The 19,689-nt window shown below is 67.9% G+C and carries 16 protein-coding genes; 10 read left to right on the forward strand and 6 right to left on the reverse strand.

What is annotated here, in order from left to right; genetic code table 11:
- Positions 1-184 precede the first annotated feature (184 nt).
- Both C5F75_RS20350 and C5F75_RS20355 read right to left on the reverse strand, forming a co-directional pair.
- Positions 185-1,624: an APC family permease gene (locus C5F75_RS20350; RefSeq protein WP_059577807.1), complete on the reverse strand. Its 1,440-nt coding sequence runs from the start codon at positions 1,622-1,624 to the stop codon at positions 185-187.
- A 283-nt stretch (positions 1,625-1,907) separates the two neighbouring features.
- Positions 1,908-2,852 carry a helix-turn-helix domain-containing protein gene (locus C5F75_RS20355; protein ID WP_059577810.1) on the reverse strand — a complete coding sequence of 315 codons (945 nt, stop codon included), beginning with the start codon at positions 2,850-2,852 and terminating at the stop codon, positions 1,908-1,910.
- 568 nt (positions 2,853-3,420) lie between these two features.
- Here C5F75_RS20355 and C5F75_RS20360 point away from each other — a divergent pair.
- Positions 3,421-4,749 (forward strand): MFS transporter, encoded by a 1,329-nt coding sequence (locus C5F75_RS20360; protein WP_059577812.1) that lies wholly within the window; start codon positions 3,421-3,423, stop codon positions 4,747-4,749.
- A gap of 25 nt (positions 4,750-4,774) precedes the next feature.
- Here C5F75_RS20360 and C5F75_RS20365 read toward each other — a convergent pair whose 3' ends face one another.
- Positions 4,775-5,488: a FadR/GntR family transcriptional regulator gene (locus C5F75_RS20365; RefSeq protein ID WP_059577814.1), complete on the reverse strand. Its 714-nt coding sequence runs from the start codon at positions 5,486-5,488 to the stop codon at positions 4,775-4,777.
- Positions 5,489-5,721: 233 nt separating this feature from the next.
- On the opposite strand from C5F75_RS20365, the gene C5F75_RS20370 reads away from it, so the two are divergent.
- The 9 genes from C5F75_RS20370 to C5F75_RS20410 are packed head-to-tail and all read left to right on the forward strand — an operon-like array spanning position 5,722 to position 15,327.
- On the forward strand, positions 5,722-7,266 hold the full coding sequence (locus tag C5F75_RS20370) for a sugar ABC transporter ATP-binding protein (protein ID WP_059577817.1): 1,545 nt from the start codon (positions 5,722-5,724) through the stop codon (positions 7,264-7,266).
- Entirely contained in the window at positions 7,259-8,290 is a 1,032-nt protein-coding gene (locus C5F75_RS20375) for an ABC transporter permease (RefSeq protein WP_059577820.1), read from the forward strand. Before C5F75_RS20370 ends, C5F75_RS20375 begins: the two co-directional genes overlap by 8 nt.
- 42 nt (positions 8,291-8,332) lie before the next feature.
- The gene (locus tag C5F75_RS20380) at positions 8,333-9,283 is read left to right on the forward strand and encodes an ABC transporter substrate-binding protein (protein WP_059577823.1); all 951 of its coding nucleotides are present in this window, start codon (positions 8,333-8,335) and stop codon (positions 9,281-9,283) included.
- A gap of 36 nt (positions 9,284-9,319) precedes the next feature.
- Positions 9,320-10,336 (forward strand): aldo/keto reductase, encoded by a 1,017-nt coding sequence (locus C5F75_RS20385; protein WP_104012652.1) that lies wholly within the window; start codon positions 9,320-9,322, stop codon positions 10,334-10,336.
- Entirely contained in the window at positions 10,333-11,208 is an 876-nt protein-coding gene (locus tag C5F75_RS20390; RefSeq protein ID WP_104012653.1) for an amidohydrolase family protein, read from the forward strand. Before C5F75_RS20385 ends, C5F75_RS20390 begins: the two co-directional genes overlap by 4 nt.
- Positions 11,209-11,230: 22 nt before the next feature.
- Complete coding sequence (locus tag C5F75_RS20395) at positions 11,231-12,241, forward strand: zinc-binding alcohol dehydrogenase family protein (RefSeq protein WP_104012654.1); 1,011 nt, start codon at positions 11,231-11,233, stop codon at positions 12,239-12,241.
- Positions 12,242-12,272: 31 nt separating this feature from the next.
- Positions 12,273-13,454 carry a mannitol dehydrogenase family protein gene (locus tag C5F75_RS20400; protein ID WP_104012655.1) on the forward strand — a complete coding sequence of 394 codons (1,182 nt, stop codon included), beginning with the start codon at positions 12,273-12,275 and terminating at the stop codon, positions 13,452-13,454.
- Positions 13,451-14,974: a UxaA family hydrolase gene (locus C5F75_RS20405; RefSeq protein ID WP_104012656.1), complete on the forward strand. Its 1,524-nt coding sequence runs from the start codon at positions 13,451-13,453 to the stop codon at positions 14,972-14,974. Before C5F75_RS20400 ends, C5F75_RS20405 begins: the two co-directional genes overlap by 4 nt.
- A 56-nt stretch (positions 14,975-15,030) precedes the next feature.
- Positions 15,031-15,327, forward strand: a complete 297-nt coding sequence (locus C5F75_RS20410) for a hypothetical protein (RefSeq protein ID WP_059637593.1) — start codon at positions 15,031-15,033, stop codon at positions 15,325-15,327.
- On the opposite strand, the gene C5F75_RS20415 is transcribed toward C5F75_RS20410, so the two are convergent.
- The 3 genes from C5F75_RS20415 to C5F75_RS20425 form a co-directional block, all read right to left on the reverse strand.
- Entirely contained in the window at positions 15,308-17,269 is a 1,962-nt protein-coding gene (locus C5F75_RS20415; protein ID WP_104012657.1) for a phosphatase PAP2 family protein, read from the reverse strand. The two genes, C5F75_RS20410 and C5F75_RS20415, sit on opposite strands and share 20 nt — an antisense overlap.
- Before the next feature lie 189 nt (positions 17,270-17,458).
- On the reverse strand, positions 17,459-19,045 hold the full coding sequence (locus C5F75_RS20420; protein WP_104012658.1) for a methyl-accepting chemotaxis protein: 1,587 nt from the start codon (positions 19,043-19,045) through the stop codon (positions 17,459-17,461).
- A 137-nt stretch (positions 19,046-19,182) separates the two neighbouring features.
- Positions 19,183-19,689: GGDEF domain-containing protein (locus tag C5F75_RS20425; RefSeq protein ID WP_146075220.1), on the reverse strand; the 507-nt coding region annotated here is incomplete at its 5' end.

Genomic DNA, 19,689 nt, shown 5'->3' on the forward strand with positions numbered 1-19,689 from the left:
CTGCTTCGACGTCGCCTTTACTGTATGTCGATGGAATCGCGCGCCTTGTCCGCTATCGGCAACCGTTGCGGCGCGATCGGGATAGGGAATACCCGTGCCGGCGCGACACGTCGCATGGCGCGTGGGCGGCGGGAAAGCGTCGGGGCGGCGACGGGACGGCGGTGCGGCACCGTCCGGGCGGCGGTTATTGGACGGCGCGTCCGAGTGCGCGGTACAGGTCGGGGTCGCTGCGTTTCAACCGCAGCGCGGCGCGGATGCCGAGCGCGCCGACGGCGGCGAGGAAATACGGAAACATCGCGACGAAGGTCGAATCCGATCCGCTCAGCACCGACAGGTTGCGCACGACCAGCACGAGGCAGGCGCCGAGCGCGATCACGCTGACGAGCGGCGCGATCAGGCGGTGCACGAGGCTGGCGTCCCGATGGTCGCGCGCGAAGAACGCGATCACCGAGGCCGCCACCAGGATCTGCACCGCGATGATGCCGATCGTGGCCAGCGCGCTCATCCACGAGAACACGACCGCGAACGGGTCGAGGCGAAAGGCCGCCGATCCGGCGATGGCCGCGAGCGCGATCAGCGTCTGCACCTTGCCGGCGACGTCCGGGCAACGATGCACGGGGCACGTATGGCCGAGCTTGCGCCACAGCACGCGTTCGCGGCCCATCGCGTAGAAATAGCGCGTGATCGTGTTGTGGAACGACAGGATGGCCGCGAACAGGCTCGTGACGAGCAGGACGTTCATCGCGTCCGTCGCGATGCCGCCGAGCAGTCGACCGCTGACGGCGAACCAGAGGTTGGCCGGATCGCGTGCGGCCTGCGCGGCGATCGCGCGCTCGCCCCAGGCCTCGACGATCGCCCACGACGACAGCGCGTAGAACGCCATGATGAGGATCACGGCCACGTACGTGGCGCGCGGAATCGTGCGCTTCGGGTCGCGCGCCTCCTCGGAGAAGATCGCCGTGGCCTCGAAGCCCATGTACGAGCCGAGCACGAACACGAGCGCGGTGCCGAGCCCGGGCGCGAACACCATTGCCGGGCTGAACGGTTTCGCGCTGAAGCCGCCGGCGCTCGCGCCGTGCGCGATGATCGCGAGATCGAGCAGCATCACGATCGCGATCTCGCCGATCATCAGCATGCCGAGCAGCCGGCCGCTGAACTCGATGCGTCGCGCACCGCAGAAGTGCACGGCGACGACGCATGCGAGCGCGAATGCCCACCACGGCACGTCGACGCCGTAGTGCCGCTGGATGCTGTCGTTCAGGAAGAAGCCGAACATGCAGTAGATCGCGATCTGCACGGCGTTGTACGCGACGATCGCGACGAACGCGCCGCCCACGCCGGCGGGGCGCCCGAGCCCGTTCGCGATGTAGGCATAGAATGCGCCCGCATTGGAGATGTGCCGGCTCATCGCCGCATAGCCGATGCTGAAGATCAGGTACATGACGCCCGCCAGCACGAAGACGCCGGGCACGCCGGGGCCGTTGCCGAGCGAGAACGCCGCGGGCGTCGCGCCGACCATCGCGGTGAGCGGCGCGGCCGCGGCGACGACGAAGAAAACGATGTGTGAAAGTCCGACGGCGTTCTTGCCGAGCCCCGCTTCGGACCGGGGTGACGATTCGTTCATGAGTAGTCCCGCTGGCCGGATCGTCCGTCAGGAATCGACACCGGCATGCCTGATCGATATCCCCGTGCCGCGCGCCGATGCTGACGAGCCGGCAATCGCTGCCGACGTTCATCGACGACACGGGTATGCGCTTGGACGGCCGCTCCATGCGGTGCAGCGGGCATGCGAGCGGAGCCGACGACAAAATTTACGGTGCCGAAAACACGGGCGTTGTCCGTTATCGGCAATCCGCATGCACCACGCGGCAGGGGATTACCCGGATGAGGCGGCGCGTGCGGTGCGCTCAGCTCAGCCGCGGCGTGTGCGACGGCAACTCGTGGAAATGCTGGTGGTAATACGCGGAGAAACGCCCGAAATGGCAAAAGCCGAATTGCGCTGCCGCGTCGCCGATCCGCATCGTCTCGGGCGTCGTCATCAGGAAGCGCCGCACCGCGTTCAGCCGGATCGAGCGGAGGTAGGCGGTCGGCGTGGTGCCGACCACGTTCTGGAAGCTGTATTGCAGCGTGCGGCGGCTGATTCGGAGGTGGTGACAGAGATCGATGACCGTCGGCACGTCGTCGCACTCCAGCGCGATTTCCTGGCTGCGGCGAACGATGTAGCTTTGCGTCGACGCCGACGGCAGCGCACCGGCATCCGGGTCGTCGGGCTGCACGAGGTCGAGCAGGATGCCGACCACACTGTGCGCGAGCACGCGTTCGTCGAACGCATCGCGCGCGGTGAGCGAGTCGCCGTCGAGCGCTTGGCGCAGCACGCGCTCGAGGCCGTCCAGCGCATTGCCGTAGCGTGCGGGCGAGATCGGCAGCACCGGCTGCTTCAGGATGCGGGCGGGCAGGTTCGCGAGTTCGTCCAGTTCGCGATCGGCGGTGAGCGTGCGGTCGATCGTGAAGGCGAGCACCTCGGTGTCGCACGGCAGGTGGGCGACGAATTCCTCGCCGCCGCGCAAGGTCAGCAGGCTCGGTCGCTCGACGGTGCGACCCTGGACCACGGGCGCGACCGCGCTGGCGATCGGCAGCGCGAAGCAGAGCCGGCCGCGCGGCGCGAGGCCGTGCTGCATCACGCGCTGGTTGATGCGTTCGCGAAAGACGTGGAAACGCTGGCCGGCGACCTGACGCAGCGTGGTCGTGGCGGTGCCCGGACTGATCTGGTCGTAGTGCTGCGACCAGTTCACGATCGCCTGGGAATGGAGGAACACATCGGAGAAGCACAGTGTTTCAGCGTGCAGGTTCATGGCGTGGCTAACGCATTCCGTCTGAAATTCGATGCCGGCCGAAGCCGGCCCATGTTGCCCGGGCGCGGGCAGCGCGCTCGCGCCATGCGCGCGGGTCGACTGGACTCGCCCGGATGGACGGCTTCCGAAGGCGCCGTGCCACGCGGCTAGTCCCGCCGACGATCATATCCAGAAAAAAACACCGGGTGACGCGATCGAAACCCGATCGGCGCTCGCTTGAAGGATGTTTTTGCAAATCTCATTATAGGGGATTGAATTTATCTTTATGGTGGGGTTTACATAGGGTGCGACGTGAGACCTTGCAGTAAGGGCAAAGCAGCGATTGGATGAGCATTGACCCGGTGCTTTCTTAAAAATCTGACGAATGTGGGTTGGAGGCATGACACGGTTAGCGTCCGAGGCGTTTTCTCGTGTTAACTACCAATGAATCCCGAATTGTGAGATTCGTATAATTCCCTCGCGACGCTTCGCGCAGCCTCTGTGCGCGCAACGCGTGGCGGCGCCACCGACGGCGGCCGCGAGCAACCCACGCGACGGCCGACGCATGTCCACATACCGGGAGCGGTCCATGTCCGAGTCACCCCCTGCCGTCTTGTATCGCCGGATCGCGCTGCGCGTGATTCCGTTTCTGTTCCTCTGCTACGTCGTCAACTTCGTCGATCGCGTCAACATCGGGTTCGCCAAGCTGCAGTTCCTGCAGGACCTCGGCTTGAGCGAAGCCGTATTCGGCTCCGCGACGGCGATCTTCTTCATCAGTTACGCCGCGTTCGAGGTGCCGAGCAATCTGGTGCTCGCGCGCATCGGCGCGAGCCGCACGCTCATGCGAATCATGGTGCTGTGGGGGCTTTGCACGGTGGCGCAGATGTTCGTGACCGGCAGCGTGTCGCTGTACGTGGTGCGCTTTCTGCTCGGCGCCGCCGAGGCCGGCTTCTTTCCGGGCCTGATCCTGTACCTGTCGTACTGGTTTCCGGATACGGTGCGCGCCCGTGTCAACAGCGTGCTGCTGCTCGCGGTGCCGGTCGCCGGCATGATCGGCGGGCCGCTGTCCGGCTGGATCATGGCGCACATGCAGGACGCGATGGGCATGCGCGGATGGCAGTGGCTGTTTCTGATCGAGGGATTGCCGGCCATCGCGCTCGGGCTGGTTGCGCTGCTGATGCTGAGCGACCGGCCGGAACAGGCGGCATGGCTGTCGCCTGCGGATCGGCGGGCGCTGTTGCGCGATCTCGACGCGGATCGGGCCGCGGCAGTGGTCGGCCATGATGGGGCCCGCGTGCTCGACATCGTTCGCAACGGTCGCGTGCTCGGGCTTGCCGCGATCTATTTCTGCGTCTACGTCGGGATGGGGACGGTGACGTTCTGGTCGCCCACGGTGCTGAAGGCGGCCGGGGTGTCGAGCGTCTCCGGAATCGGTTGGTTGTCCGGACTGATTTCCGTATTCACGATGATCGGCAACGTGGCGATCGCATGGAGTTCCGACCGATACGGCGAGCGCCGATGGCATACGGTGGCCTGCATGCTCGTCACCGCGTGCGGTTTGCTGCTTCTGCGCTTCTCGGTCGGCCACGTCTGGATCACCGTGACCTTGCTTGCGATCGCGCAGTTGTGCGCATTCACCGTGCCGATCGTTTTCTGGACGATTCCGGCGGCCCAACTGACCGGCCGCGCGGCGGCGGCGGGCATCGCGGTGATCAGCATGCTCGGTTCGCTCGGCGGCGCGTTCAGTTCGTGGCTGGTCGGTGCCCTGTTCGTGCGTACCGGCGCGCCGTATGCCGGGTTCGGCGTGGTCGCGGGGCTGCTGGTGGTCGGCTCGGTGCTGGTGACGAGCCTAGTGCCGCGCACGCTGCCGCCGCGCCGCACGGCGAGCGATCGGGCAGCGTTGCAGGGCGTTGAATAGCGCGTTGCCGGCGCCCGTGCGCCGGTCAATCCGGCTCCGAATCCGGCTCGGCTTTCAGCCCGCCCTCGATCCACCGCGCTTCGGACGCGCGAAGATGCGCGCGAATGGCCGTCTGGGCCGCGATCGGATCGCCGGCCTGCAGCGCGAGCAGCACGTCCTCGTGCTCGCGCACGGCGGCGGTCCACGTCTGCGGATTTTCCGCGTGGCCGCGCATGGCGGCCGCGATCGGGTCGTGGCGGCTGTCGAACAGCTCGCCGACGAAGCGCGTGAGCACCGAATTGCCGGCGGCTTCCGCGATCAGCATGTGGAATTGCCGGTCGGCCTCGACGGGCGATTTGCCGGCCTCCGCGAGCCGCTTCATGCGCTGAACCGTGCGGCGCAGGCGTTCGAGCATCGCGGCCGTCATCCGTGCGGCGGCCAGCGCTGCCACGCTGCCTTCGACGGCCGCGCGGGCCTGCATCAATTCCGACGGACTGTCGCCGAGCGTGGCCATCGGGCCGACGGCGTCGGCCGCCGTGTCGCGGACATAGACGCCGGAGCCCATCCGGATTTCGATCTGGCCGCCGATTTCCAGCGCGATCAGCGCCTCGCGAAGCGACGGACGCGATACGCCGAGCGTCAGCGCCAACTCGCGCTCCGGCGGCAGCCGCTCGCCGATCGCGAATTCGCCCTGGCGAATCAACGCGACGATCTGGGCCGCGACCGATTGGTAAAGCCGCTTGGGTTCTGTCGATTTCATCCGATCGATTGAGGTCAATGCGCTCTCGGCACAAGCGCGTGTCGCGGAGTCTATCACGCCTGCCTCATTGCCCCATGCAGCGGCTCATTCAGCCGGGTGTCCGGGTTTTTACCATTGGTAAGATCAGATTGAAATAGATAAATTGGCTTGACCAAAACGGGTTCGATTGCTGTAATTCATCCAAATTGGACTGACCAGGCGAAGCCGAGGTCGATCCGCCTCAAGGAGACGCAATGGCAATGCCTCGCAATCTGCCCGGTCAGGCCGCACAGGACGAAGCGGACCGGGAGATCCTGCGCCTGGAAGGGATTCGCAAGCGCTTCCCGGGCGTCGTCGCGCTCGACGGCATTCGCCTCGATCTGCGCCGCGGCGAGGTGCATGCGGTGTGCGGCGAAAACGGCGCGGGCAAATCCACGCTGATGAAGATCATCAGCGGCCAGTACCTGCCTGACGAGGGCGTCGTTTACTATCGCGGCGCGCCGGTGCGGTTTCGTTCGGCCTCCGAAGCGCAGGCGGCCGGCATCGCGATCATTCACCAGGAGCTCAATCTCGTCCCGCACCTGAGCGTCGCGGAGAACCTGTTCCTCGCACGCGAGCCGCGGCGCGGGCCGTTCGTCGACACGAAACGCATGAATGCGGATGCGGCGCGCTGCATCGCGCGAATCGGCCTGAACGTCGCGCCGACCACGAAGGTCGGCGTGCTGTCCATCGCGCAGCAGCAGATGGTCGAGATCGCGAAGGCGTTGTCGCTCGATGCGCGCGTGCTGATCATGGACGAACCCACGTCGTCGTTGACGGAAGCGGAAACGGTGCAGCTCTTTCGCATCATCGAGGAACTGCGCGCCGACGGCGTGGCGATTCTGTATATCTCGCACCGGCTCGACGAAATGGCGCAGATCGTCGATCGTGTGACCGTGCTGCGTGATGGACGCCACATCTCGACGGACGATTTCGCCGACGTGAGCATCGACGACATCGTCGCGCGCATGGTCGGACGCACGCTCGACGACGCGTATCCGTCGCGGCAGTCGGCGCCGACGGACGACGTGCTGCTCGACGTGCGCGACCTGCGCCGCGACGGCGTGTTCGGACCGGTGTCGTTCGCGCTGCGCCGCGGCGAGATCCTGGGTTTCGCGGGATTGATGGGGGCCGGACGCACCGAGATCGCCCGCGCGATCTTCGGCGCGGATCGCCCGGACGGCGGCACGATCGCGCTGCACGGCCGGCCCGTGACGATCCGCTCGCCGCGCGAGGCGATCCGGCACGGCATCGCGTATCTGTCGGAGGACCGCAAGAAGGAGGGGCTCGCGCTGCCGATGCCCGTCGCGGCCAACCTCACGCTCGCGAACGTGCGCGGCATCGCGTCACGCTTCGGATTCCTGCGCTTCGACGACGAGCTCGACGTGGCGCGCCGCTACGTGCAGGACCTCGCGATTCGCACGCCGTCCGTGCATCAGCGTGTGCGCAACCTGTCCGGCGGCAACCAGCAGAAGGTCGTCATCGGCAAATGGCTGTACCGCGGCTCGAAGATTCTGTTCTTCGACGAGCCGACGCGCGGCATCGACGTCGGTGCGAAATTCGCGATCTACGGGCTGATGGACCGGCTCGCCGCCGATGGCGTCGGCGTCGTGCTGATCAGCTCGGAATTGCCCGAACTGCTCGGCATGACCGACCGGATCGCCGTCTTTCACGAAGGTCGAATGACCGCATTGCTCGACACGAAACACACCAGTCAGGAGGAGATCATGCACTACGCGTCGGGGCGTTCCCATGCTTGAAATGACATCCGATCGAAGCCAGGCCGACGAGCGGGCGGCGCGACAGCGGCGGCGCGACCTGATCCAGAAGTTCGCGGCGCTCGGCAGCCTCGTCGTGCTCGTGTTCGCGTTCTCGATATCGAGCGCGGCGTTCTTCTCGGTCGACAACCTGATGACCGTCGGCCTGCAGGTCACGTCCATCGCCTATCTGGGCGTGGCCGCCACCTGCGTGATCATCACGGGCGGCATCGACCTGTCGGTCGGCTCGGTGCTCGCGCTGGCCGGCGTGTGCGCGGCGCTGCTCGTCAAGGCCGGCGTGCCGGTGCCTGCCGCGATGGCGGCCGGCATCCTGGTCGGTGCGCTATGCGGGCTCGTCAACGGCATCTGCGTGACGCGCATGGGCCTGCCGCCGTTCATCGCGACGCTCGGCATGATGCTCGTCGCGCGCGGCATCGCGCTCCAGATCACGGGCGCGAGGCCCGTCTCGGATCTCGGCGACGCGTTCGGCGCGCTCGGCAACGGCGCGCTGCTGCGGATCTCGCGCATCGGCGCGGACGGCTTCCCCGACACGACGTTTCCCGGCATCCCGTATCCGGTCGTGATCATGGTCGTGCTGTTCGTCGTGGTGTCCGTGCTGCTGTCGAGAACGTCGCTCGGCCGTCATATCTACGCGGTCGGATCGAACGCGGAAGCCGCGCGGCTGTCGGGCGTGAACGTGCAGGGCGTGAAGCTGTTCACCTACGTGCTGTCCGGCGCGCTCGCGGGCGTGACCGGCTGCGTGCTGATGTCGCGGCTCGTCACCGGGCAGCCGAACGAGGGCGTGATGTACGAACTCGACGCCATCGCCAGCTCGGTCATCGGCGGCACGTCGCTGATGGGTGGCGTCGGCACGATTTCCGGCACGGCGATCGGCGCGTTCGTGATCGGCGTGCTGCGCAACGGCCTGAACATGAACGGCGTGTCGAGCTTCATCCAGCAGATCATCATCGGCGTCGTGATCCTGGGCACGGTGTGGATCGACCAGTTGCGCAATCGCCGGCCCTGACCGGCGGCAAGCAGTCCCTACCAACGAGAAGCGGAGCGAGACATGAACAAATCCATCCTGCTGGCGGCATCGGCGTGCGTGTTCGCGGCGGCGTGCAACAGCGGCGCGTATGCGGCGGGCGGCGAGATCGCCGTGATCGTCAAGACGGTCAATTCGAACTACTGGCAGAACGTGCAGAAAGGCGCGAAGGCGGCGCTCGACGGCGCCAAGGGCTACACGATGACGTTCCAGGGGCCGGCGGCCGAGTCCGACATCAGCGGGCAGGTCAACATGGTCGACAACGCGGTCACGCGTCATGTGGCGGGCATCGTGCTCGCGCCGTCCGATCCCGATGCGCTCGTGCCCGCGATCAAGAAGGCGTGGGAAGCGCACATTCCCGTCGTGCTGATCGACTCGGCCATCTCGGATGCCGGCAAGCCGTACTACCAGGCGTTCCTGTCGACCGACAACGAGAAGGCCGGCGCGTTGTGCGCGAAGGCGCTAATCGATCGCGTCGGGCAGTCCGGCAAGATCGCGATCATGTCGTACGTGCCGGGCGCGGGGTCCGAGGTCAGCCGCGTCGGCGGGTTCCGCAAGTACATCGAGAGCCATTCGAAGCTGCAGATCGTCGGCCCGTACTACTCGCAATCGCAAATGGCGACCGCGCTGAACCAGACGACCGACGTGCTGTCGGCGAACCCCGACCTGAAGGGCATCTTCGGCGCGAACGAGCCGACCGCGGTCGGCATGGGCCGCGCGCTGAAGCAGTCGGGCAAGGCGGGCAAGGTCGTGGCGATCGGCTTCGACGGCAACGAGGATCTGCAGGGCTTCGTGCGCGACGGCACCGTGCAGGCGATCGCCGTGCAGGGTTCGTGGCAGATGGGGAACCAGGGCGTGCGCACGGCGCTCGACGTGATCGAGCGCAAGCCCGCGCCGAAGCTGATCGATACCGGCGTCGTGATGGTCGACAAGCAGAACCTCGATTCGCAGGCGGCGAAGAATGTCCTGTACTGATCGCCCGTGCCGCTTTTCCGCATCGAGTCGTCACGCATGAACGCGAACGATACGCGCACCTTGCCGCGCAGCGGGCTGACGGTGTCCGCGCTCGGTCTCGGCTGCTCGCAGCTCGGCGGCCTGTATCGGCCGATGTCGGCGGCCGACGCGGCCGCGCTCGTCGACGCCGCGTGGGCGGCCGGCCTGCGCTATTTCGACACCGCGCCGTATTACGGCTACACGCTGTCCGAGCGGCGCGTGGGCGCGGGGCTCGCCCCGCGCGAGCGCGGCGCCTTCACGCTCAGCACGAAGGTCGGGCGGCTGATGCGCGCCGACCCGAGCGTGCGGCCGGGCGACGACGGCTGGGCCGAGCCGCTGCCGTTCCGGCCCGTCTACGACTACAGCTACGACGGCATCCTGCGCTCGTACGAGGACAGCCGGCAACGGCTCGGGCTCGCGCGGATCGACATGCTGTACGTGCACGACATCGGTGCGATGACGCATGGCGATCGTCATGCGCACTACTGGGAACAGTTGACCCGCGGCGGCGGGTTTTGCGCGCTGGAGGCGCTGCGCTCGGGCGGCGAGATCGGCGCGTTCGGTCTTGGCGTGAACGAGTGGGAAGTCGCGGCCGACGCGCTGAACGAAGCGGCGCTCGACGCCGTGCTGCTGGCCGGCCGCTACACGCTGCTCGAACAGACGGCGCTCGAACCGCTGCTCGACGCGTGCGCCCGTGACGGGACGGCGATCGTGATCGGCGGCGTGTTCAATTCCGGCGTGCTCGTCGGCAACGGCAAGTTCAACTATGCGGACGCGAGCGCCGACGTGATCGACAAGGCGACGCGCCTGGGCGCGCTGTGCAGGCGCTTCGACGTGCCGCTTCCCGCCGCCGCCTTGCAGTTTCCGTTCGGCCATCCGGCCGTCGTGTCTTGCGTGATCGGCGCGCGCAGCGTGGCGCAGTTGAAGCAGAACATCGAATGGCTCGAGCGCCCCGCGCCGGCCGAACTGTGGGCTGCGTTGCGCGACGAAGGCTTGATCGACGCGCGCGCGCCGGTTCCGGGAGCACGTGCATGACCGTGCGCATCGATTCCCATCAGCACTACTGGCGAATCGGCGCGCGGGCCGGCTGCTGGCCGCCGGCCGAGCTCGAAGCGATTCACCGGGATTTCGGCCCCGCCGATCTGGCGCCGCTGCTCGACGCCGCGCGTATCGACACCACCGTGCTCGTGCAATCGCTGCCGAGCGAAGCCGACACGCGCTTTCTGCTCGATCTCGCGGCCGACACCCCGACGGTCGGCGCCGTGGTCGGCTGGGTCGACCTGAAGGCCGACGACGCAGCGGCGCGGATCGCGGCATTTGCGGCCGCGCCGAAGGCGCGCGGCTTGCGCCCGATGCTGCAGGATCTGCCCGACGACGCATGGATCGACGATCCGCGGCTGGATCGCGCGGTCGCCGCGATGCTCGAGCACGCGCTGCGTTTCGATGCGCTGGTGATGCCGCGCCATCTCGATGCGCTGCACGCGTTCGCGCGACGCCATCCCGATCTGCCGATCGTGATCGATCACGGTGCGAAGCCGTTCATCGAGCGCGGCGAATTGCAGCCGTGGCTGTCGGCGATGCGCCGGCTCGCGAGCCTGCCGAATCTTCATTGCAAGCTGTCCGGCCTCTGGACGGAGGCCGGGCCGTCTGCCGGCCCGGACCTGGTGCGGGCGCGCACGCGGCCGTATGTCCACGCACTGGCCGACCTGTTCGGGCCGACGCGCCTGATGTGGGGCAGCGACTGGCCGGTGCTGCGGCTGGCGTCGGCGTGCGGCGGCTACGGCGACTGGCTGGCCGCGTGCGAGGACGATTGCGCGCGGTGGCTCGGCGCCGCGGCGCTGGACGGCCTCTTCGGCGGCAATGCATGCCGCTTCTACCGGATCGACACCGCACGCCACGACGAATGAACCCGAACGAAAGGAACCCGACATGCTCAGCGTGATTTGCGAATCCCCCGGCGTGCTGCGCGTGCAGCAGCGCGAACTGCCCGTGCGCGGCAGCGGCGAAGTGCTGTTGCGCGTGCAACGGGTCGGCATCTGCGGCACCGACCTGCACATCTTCACCGGCAACCAGCCTTACCTCGAATATCCGCGCGTGATGGGTCACGAGCTTTCCGCGGTCGTCGTCGAGGCGGAACCGGCGTCGGGGCTCGGCGCCGGCGACGCGGTGTATGTGATGCCGTATCTGTCGTGCGGACACTGCGTCGCATGCCGTCACGGCAACACGAACTGCTGCGTGAACATCAAGGTGCTCGGCGTGCATCGCGACGGTGCGCTGGCCGAATACCTGAGCGTACCCGCGCAGTTCGTGCACAAGGCCGACGGCATTTCGCTCGATCAGGCGGCGATGCTGGAATTCCTCGCGATCGGCGCGCATGCGGTGCGCCGCGCGGACATTCGCGCCGGGCAGCGGGCGCTGGTCGTCGGCGCCGGACCGATCGGCATGGCCGCGATGATCTTCGCGAAACTGCGCGGCGCCGACGTCACGTGCCTCGACACGCGGGCGGATCGACTGGCGTTCTGCCGGCAGCATCTGGCCGTCGACGCGACGGTGGAGGTGGGCGCGGACGATACGGCGCGTCTCGCGGAATTGACGAACGGCGAGTATTTCGATGCGGTGTTCGACGCGACGGGCAACCTCGATGCGATGAATCGCGGCTTCGAGTTCGTCGCGCACGGCGGCAAATACACGTTGATCTCGATCGTGCGCGGGCACGTCGCGTTTTCGGATCCCGAATTCCACAAGCGCGAGACCACGCTGCTCGCGAGCCGCAATGCGACGGCCGAGGATTTCGCGACGGTGCTCGACGCGATGCGTGCCGGGCGCATTCCCGACCGCGCGCTGAACACGCACCGGATGCGGCTCGAGGACGTGCCGGACGCGCTTCCGCGGCTGCTGGAAGCGGGGCAGACCGTCGTGAAGGCGCTCGTCGAATGCTGAGCGATCGAATCGGGCACGCGGAGCGCACGCGATGACGCCGCCAATCCTGCAGTTCGGCACGAGCCGCTTCCTGCTGGCGCACGTCGACCTGTTCGTCTCCCAGGCGCTGGACGACGGCAACGCGATGGGCGGCATCGGCATCGTGCAGACGACCGGCAATCCGGCCAGCCGCGCGAGAATCGACGCGCTGCGCGCCACCGGTCGCTATCCGGTGCGGATTCGCGGGCGCGAGCACGGCGGTGTCGTCGACGAAATCGTCGAGTGCCACGCCGTGCATCGCGCGTGGGATGCCGAGCGCGACTGGGCGGAAATACGCGGCGCAGCGATCGAGACGGTGCGCGTGATCGTGTCGAATACCGGCGACGCAGGCTATCGCGCCGATCCGCGCGACGCCGCGGACCTGCTGGCCCGGCCGGAGCACGCGCCGCGCGGTTTTCCGGCGAAGCTGCTGGCGCTGCTGCATGCGCGCTGGCAGGCGCGGCCCGATGACGGCGTCTCCATCCTGCCGTGCGAACTCGTGACGAACAACGGCGACACGCTGCGCGACATCGTGCTGGGCCTCGCGCGCGCGTGGCGGCTGCCCGACGCGTTCGCCGACTATCTGTGCAACCGCTGCGTGTGGGTCAACTCGCTCGTCGACCGCATCGTGTCCGAGCCGCTTCATCCGGTCGGCGCGGTCGCGGAGCCGTACGCGCTATGGGCGATCGAACGGCGTGCCGGCATGGTGCTGCCGTGCCGGCACGCGCAGATCGTCGTCACCGACGATTTGCGCAGCCACGAGCGCCTGAAGCTGTTCTTCCTCAATCTCGGGCACAGCTGGCTCGCGCAGCAGTGGCTCGAGGCGGGGCGCGACGCGTCGGAGACGGTACTGGACGCGATGAACGATGCGCGGCTACGCGACGGTCTCGAGGCCGTGTGGCGCGATGAAGTCGCGCCGGTATTCGTGGCGCTGGGCTTGCGCGAAACGGCCGAACGCTACGTCGACAGCGTGCGCGAGCGTTTTCTCAATCCGTTTCTCGCGCATCGCATCGCCGATATCGCCGTCAATCATCGCGAGAAGGTGGCGCGGCGGATCGAGCCGTTGCTCGCGCTCGTGGATTCGCTGGCGCTGTCGGCCGAACAACCGCGCTTGCGGCAACTCGTCGCCCGCCATGAACCGGCGGCCGGCGCTCCGGCGGCCAGCATCGCAACGACAGGGAGAGATGCATCGTGAAGCCACCGGCAATCGTGATCCTTCACGGCGACGACAACGTCGCCGTCGCACTCGACGCGCTGGCGCCGGACGTGCCGATCGACGTGCGCGGCGCACCGCTGCGGCTGGCGGACGCGGTGCCGGCCGGCCACAAGGTCGCCACCGCGCCGATCGCGCGCGGCGACGCGATCGTCAAATGCGGGCAGCCGATCGGCGTCGCGCTGCGCGACATCGCCGCCGGCGAGCATGTGCACGTGCACAACGTCGGGATGCCCGAGCGGCATGCGCACGATGACGGGCCCGCCGGCGACGCGCACGACGTTCCCGCGGATCGCCGCGACACCTTCGACGGATTCGTGCGGCCCGACGGCAGCGTGGGTACCCGCAACTACGTCGGCGTGATCGCGAGCGTCAACTGTTCGGCGAGTGTCTGTCATGCGATCGCCGATGCATACCGGCACGGCGCGCTCGATGCATTCGGCCATGTCGACGGCGTCGTCGCGATCACCCATCAGAGCGGCTGCGGCATGTCGGCGACCGGGGACGGCATCGAGCTGCTGCGGCGCACGCTCGTCGGCTACGCGCGCAACCCGAATTTCGCCGGCGTGCTGCTCGTCGGCCTCGGCTGCGAGGTCAACCAGGTCGGGGCGCTCGCGCAACGGCTCGACGCGGCGGCGCCCGGCACGGTGCGCACGCTGGCGATCCAGGACGAGGGCGGCGTGCGCGACACCGTCGCTCGCGGCGTGTCGATCGTGCGGGAGTTGGTGGAGGCGGCCGACGGCGCGCGGCGCAGCACCGTGCCGGCATCGCGGCTGACCGTCGGCCTGCAATGCGGCGGCTCCGACGGCTACTCGGGCATCACGGCGAATCCGGCGCTCGGCGCGGCCGTCGACCTGCTGGTTCGCAACGGCGGCACCGCGATTCTGTCGGAGACGCCCGAGATCTACGGCGCCGAGCATCTGCTGATCGCGCGGGCGGCGTCGCGCGACGTGGCCGGGCGTCTGCTCGGCAGGTTGCAATGGTGGGAGCGCTACGTCGCCGACAACGGCGGCGAAATGAACAACAACCCGTCGCCCGGCAATCTCGCCGGCGGCATCACGACGATTCTCGAGAAGTCGCTCGGCGCGGTGTCGAAGGGCGGCCGCTCGCCGCTTCGCGCCGTCTACGATTATGCGGAGCCGGTGCGGCAAGCGGGGCTCGTGTTCATGGATACGCCCGGTTACGACCCGGTGTCGGCCACCGGGCAGATCGCCGGCGGCGCGAATCTCGTGTGCTTCACGACGGGCCGCGGTTCGGTGTTCGGCTCGAAGCCGGTGCCGACGATCAAGATCGCGACGACGAGCGGCCTGTTCGAGCGAATGCAATCGGACATGGATTTCGACAGCGGCGGGATCGTCGCCGGTTCGCTCACGGTCGACGAAGCGGGCGCGCGGCTGTTCCGGCTGATGCTCGACGTCGCGTCCGGACGACGATCGCGCAGCGAGGACAACGGCATCGGCGAACGCGAGTTCGTGCCGTGGCTGCGCGGCGCGGTCATGTGACGCTAGAGTCGGTGTGCGGCCTTGCGCGCAGTCGGACAGCGAAGGAGAAATCCGCGATGGAAACCAGCATGAGCGAGCCGGCGATCGGAGAAACCGGCCACGACGGCTCGCTGTCGGAACTGGAGAAGGGCTTGCTCGACGAGGCGCTGCGCTTGCTCGCCGAGACGCGCGCGCGTGCGCTGGAGCTCTGCGTCGAGGTGAGCCGGCGGCAGGGTGGCGCCGCGCCGGACGTCCATGATTTCAACCTGCCCACGATCATCGAACTGCAACGGCGCTTCGGTAGCCAGTCTCGCCCGTGGGCGGCGCCGTTGCAGGATCGATCTTCCGTGCCGGTCAGGCGGCCGACAGCGTGATCGACACGCCCGCCGCGGTGTAGACCGGCGTGGCCTTGAACCCGTCGACCGTCACCGTCGCGAACTTCGCGGCGGCCGCCGCGCCGTCGATCAGCGCGATGGTGTCGCCCGCCTTCGGCGTGTAGTCGTTCACGAATTTCACATGCAGCGTGCCGCCCGCGATGGTGAGCGGGCCGCCCACGCGCAGACGTCCGCCGCCGTGGCCGTCGATGTCGAGTTCGAGCGTCGTGTTGTCGAGCTGCGTGTAGCGGGTGGCGACCGTCACCGGCGCGGCGGCCGCGATCCGCACGCTGCCGCCCGGGCCGACGTACACGTCGCCCTTGCCGAATGCCGTCGCCGACGCGGCCGCCAGCGTGCCGCCGCTTACCTGCGTGCCGCCCGTGTAGCCGTTGTTGCCCGCCAGCGTCAGCGTGCCGCTGCCCTGCAGCGTCAGCTTGCCGGCGCCTGAAACGTCGTTGCGCCATACGTCGGCGGCATTGAGCCCGCCCTGCGACGCATCCATCGATACGATCACGTTGCCGTTGAACGCGCCGTAACCGTCGGCGGCCGCGAACAGGTTCAGGCGGCCCCAGCCTTCCGCGTCGTCCATCACCGGATAGCCGGACGGCAGCTCGGTGGTCTTCAGCACGACGCGCCGCTGGTCGGGGCTCAGGTACGGGAAGCGCGTCTGCAGCAGGATCTCCGCGCCCTTCGGCACGACCGGCGGTGCGTTCGTCGATTCGATCGCACCGAAGCCGAACGTCATGCGGCGCAGGAACGCGGCCTTGTTCGCCGCGTAGTCGGCGAAGCGGTCGGTGGCCGTCGTGCCCGAACGCGCGAATGCGGAGAACGTCGTGGCGCTCGTTCCCGTCAGTTGCTGCAGCGTCTGATGGGCTTGCGTGTAGGCAGCCTGCGCGTCGCTGGCGTACGCGGTCAGGTTGGCCGCGCTGACGGCCAGCGCGAGCATGCGCCCGCCGATCACGTCGAGCGGCGAATGCATGCCGGCGAGGATCCGGTTCTCGCCGAGCTCGAGGCCGCGGCTGATCATCTCCTGGAAGCGTTCCGGCACGAGCCACGCCATCGTCGTCGCATCGCGCATCGCTTCGGCCGTGTGGCCGCTGATGAAGCCGCCGTCGGTCGCGGGCGTCGCGCTTTCGGCCGGCACGAGCGTCGGCGCGACGACCACGCTCGTGCTCCAGCGGTACGGGCGCGCGTATTTGAAGAAGCGCTTGGACGGTTCGGTCGACGCGTTGTTGCCCATTTCGTTGAGCAGGTCGACGACCTTCCCGAAGCTGGCGTTGCCGCTGCTGCTGCCGACCCCGACATTGTTGCCGGCGTCGTTGTACAGCACGGTCGTCGCATCGGCGGGCACGGTGGTGATGCTGGTCGTCTGCTGGGCGGCGGTGCGCCACGCGGCGGTGAGCGGGCCCATGCCGTCGGTCACGCTGTATCCCTTGCCGCGCCGGTCGTCGTAGTACGCGGCGTCGGCCTGTTGCGGCGTACGGGCGGTCGTCGCGTTGATCACGTACTGCACGTTCGCCGACAGCACCGCGTCGTTCAGGATCGTGCCGCACGGCACGCCGCTGTTCGGCAGCCCGGAGCAGGGCGATGGCGAGATGGCGGGGAACGCGCCGTTCGCCGGCGCGCTCACGCCCGCGTCGACCAGCATCGTCGCCGGTTGCCAGAGATCGAGGAAGCGGCCCAGCACGCGCACCGCGGCGTTGGTCGACAGCGTCGCGTAGCGCGCGTCGCCGCGCTGGTTGGTCGCGACGTTGTCGACGAAAGCCGGCGCGCTCGGGATCGGCGCGCTGTCGACGAAGCCGGGGTCGGCGGGCGGCGCCGGAACGGCCGCGGCGATCGTGCCGGTCGACGCGACGTCGTCGCCGCCGCCGCAGGCAGCCAGTACGATCGCACTCGACAATGCCGCGACGTGCAGCGGGAAACGGCTTCGTGACGCAAACATGCAAGACTCCATCCTGATGGTAAAGATGGAGGATTGTGGTGAGCGATCGTTACGCGGTCGTTACGGAATTGTTTCGCGCCGTACGCAGCGGGCGGAAATTCCCACTATTTGGTTAATTTCCGGTGCTGAACATGACGGACGCGAGAATCCATGCGTCGTCCGTCACCGATACGGGTGGCAGGCGCCGGCCTACGCGTTCGCCGTGCGCGTCTCCAGCCGGAACAGCGAGACGGCCTCGGCAAGCCGGAGTCCCTGTTCCTCGAGCGACTTCGACGCGGCGGCCGCCTGCTCGACGAGCGCCGCATTCTGCTGCGTGACCTCGTCCATTTGCGTAATGGCCAGATTGACCTGCTCGATGCCGCGGCTCTGCTCGCTCGACGCCGCGGCGATCTCGCCCATGATGTCGGTCACGCGCGAGATCGCGTGCGTGACCTGGCTCATCGTCTCGCCCGCGTTGTTCGCGATCTGCGAGCCGTCCTGGATTTTCCGGACCGATTGCGAGATCAGCTCGCGAATTTCCTTCGCGGCGCTCGACGAACGCTGCGCAAGACTTCTGACTTCGCTGGCCACCACCGCGAAGCCGCGGCCCTGTTCGCCGGCGCGCGCGGCTTCGACGGCCGCGTTGAGCGCGAGAATGTTGGTCTGGAACGCGATCCCTTCGATGATCCCGGTAATCTCGGCGATCTTGGCGGAACTCGCGCTGATGTCCGTCATCGTGTCGACCATCAGGCCGACGGCCGAGCTGCCGCGCTGCGCGACCTCCGATGCGTTGTCGGCCAGGCCGCTCGCCTGCTGCGCGTTGTCGGCGTTCAGGCGCACGGTGGACGTCAGTTGCTCCATGCTCGACGCGGTTTCCTGCAGCGACGCGGCCTGCTGTTCGGTGCGGGACGAAAGATCCTGGTTGCCGGACGCGATTTCGCCGGCCCCCGTCGCGACGTTGCCCGAGGCGGTACGGACTTCCGAGATCAGCCGGATCAGGTTCGCCTGCATGTCGCGCATGGAGGCCAGCACGCTGCCGGCCGGCGCGGCGCCGGTCGCGGATTCGGCGCCGAGATCGCCGGCGGCGATATGGCGGGCGATATCGCTGAGCGCGGCAGGCTCCGTGCCCAGCGCGCGCAGCAGGCCGCGGGTGATGAAGAGGCCCGAGATCGCGGCCGCGGCTGCGGCGGCGATGCAGATCGCGATCAGCATCAGTCTTCGCGACGTGTAACGGTCATCCGATTCCTTCACCCGTTGGGCGGCCATCGTGCGCGAGAACGTCGCATACGCATCGGTGGCCGCGACGAGCCGGGCCAGCAACGGTCGGCACTGTTCGTTGATCATCGTGATCGCCTGATCGCGCCGGTTGTTCGCCGCCGCTTCGACGATGGCGCGCGCCACGGGGCCGTACTGCGCCTCGATCGCCCCGATTTGCCGAACCAGTTCGCGGGCCTTGTCGGTCGCGCCGCTGCCGATGCGGACCGTATTCGTCAGTTCACCCAGCAGCGCGCCGACTTCGCGGTCGGCCTGCAGTGCGGCTTCCTTCTCGACGTCCGCATCGCGTGGCCCGGACGCCAGGACCTGGTTGCGGGCGGCAATCGCGCGCCGGTCGACCGCGGCGAGAACCTTGTCCGCCAGGGTCGCGCGGGCGTTGATGCCGTTGACATAGTCGTCGAATGCCGCGTTCGCGTTGCCGAGCGACACGATGCCGACGAGCGAGACGAGCACGACCGTGCACGTAAGAAGTCCGAAAGCCATGATCAGCTTCATGCGAACCGTTAACCGTCGATCATTCATAGGAAGAATCCAGGGGTGTTATTAAATAGATTTCCTGATTATCGGAACCCTGGATGAACAGTTTAGGAACGCTGCGCGCGGCAATCGTTTGCGAGTGACCCGCCGTCAAAAAAATTTCAGACGGCGCCCGGCGTGCGTCACGCCGAGCGGGTGAACGGCTCCGGTTCCGCACGACACACGCGGTTTCTGCCTTCGCGCTTCGCGCGATAGAGCGCCATGTCCGCCTGATGCGACAGCGCGTGCACGGTTGCGGGGCGTGCGCGATGGCCGGTCGCGCAGCCGATGCTGACGGTGAAGGGCGGCACGGTTTTGGTGAACCCGTCGAGCGCGTTGCCTTCGACTTCGCGGCGAATCGCCTCCGCGACCTGCGCCGCGCCGGTTTCGTCCGTATCGGGCAACACCGCGACGAACTCCTCGCCGCCGTAGCGCGCGGCGAGGTCGCCGCGCCGCCGCGTATGCGCGCGGATGCATTCGGCGAGAAAGCGCAGCGCGGTGTCGCCCACCGCGTGGCCGTGCCGGTCGTTGTACTGCTTGAAGTGATCGGCGTCGATGAACAGCAGCGACAGGCTGCCGTCGCCGCCCCGTTGCAGCCGCTCCCATTCGTCGGCCAGCGCGGTATCGAGCGCGCGGCGATTGTGCAGGCC

Source organism: Burkholderia anthinoferrum (assembly GCF_002925705.1).
GTDB classification, from domain to species: domain Bacteria; phylum Pseudomonadota; class Gammaproteobacteria; order Burkholderiales; family Burkholderiaceae; genus Burkholderia; species Burkholderia semiarida.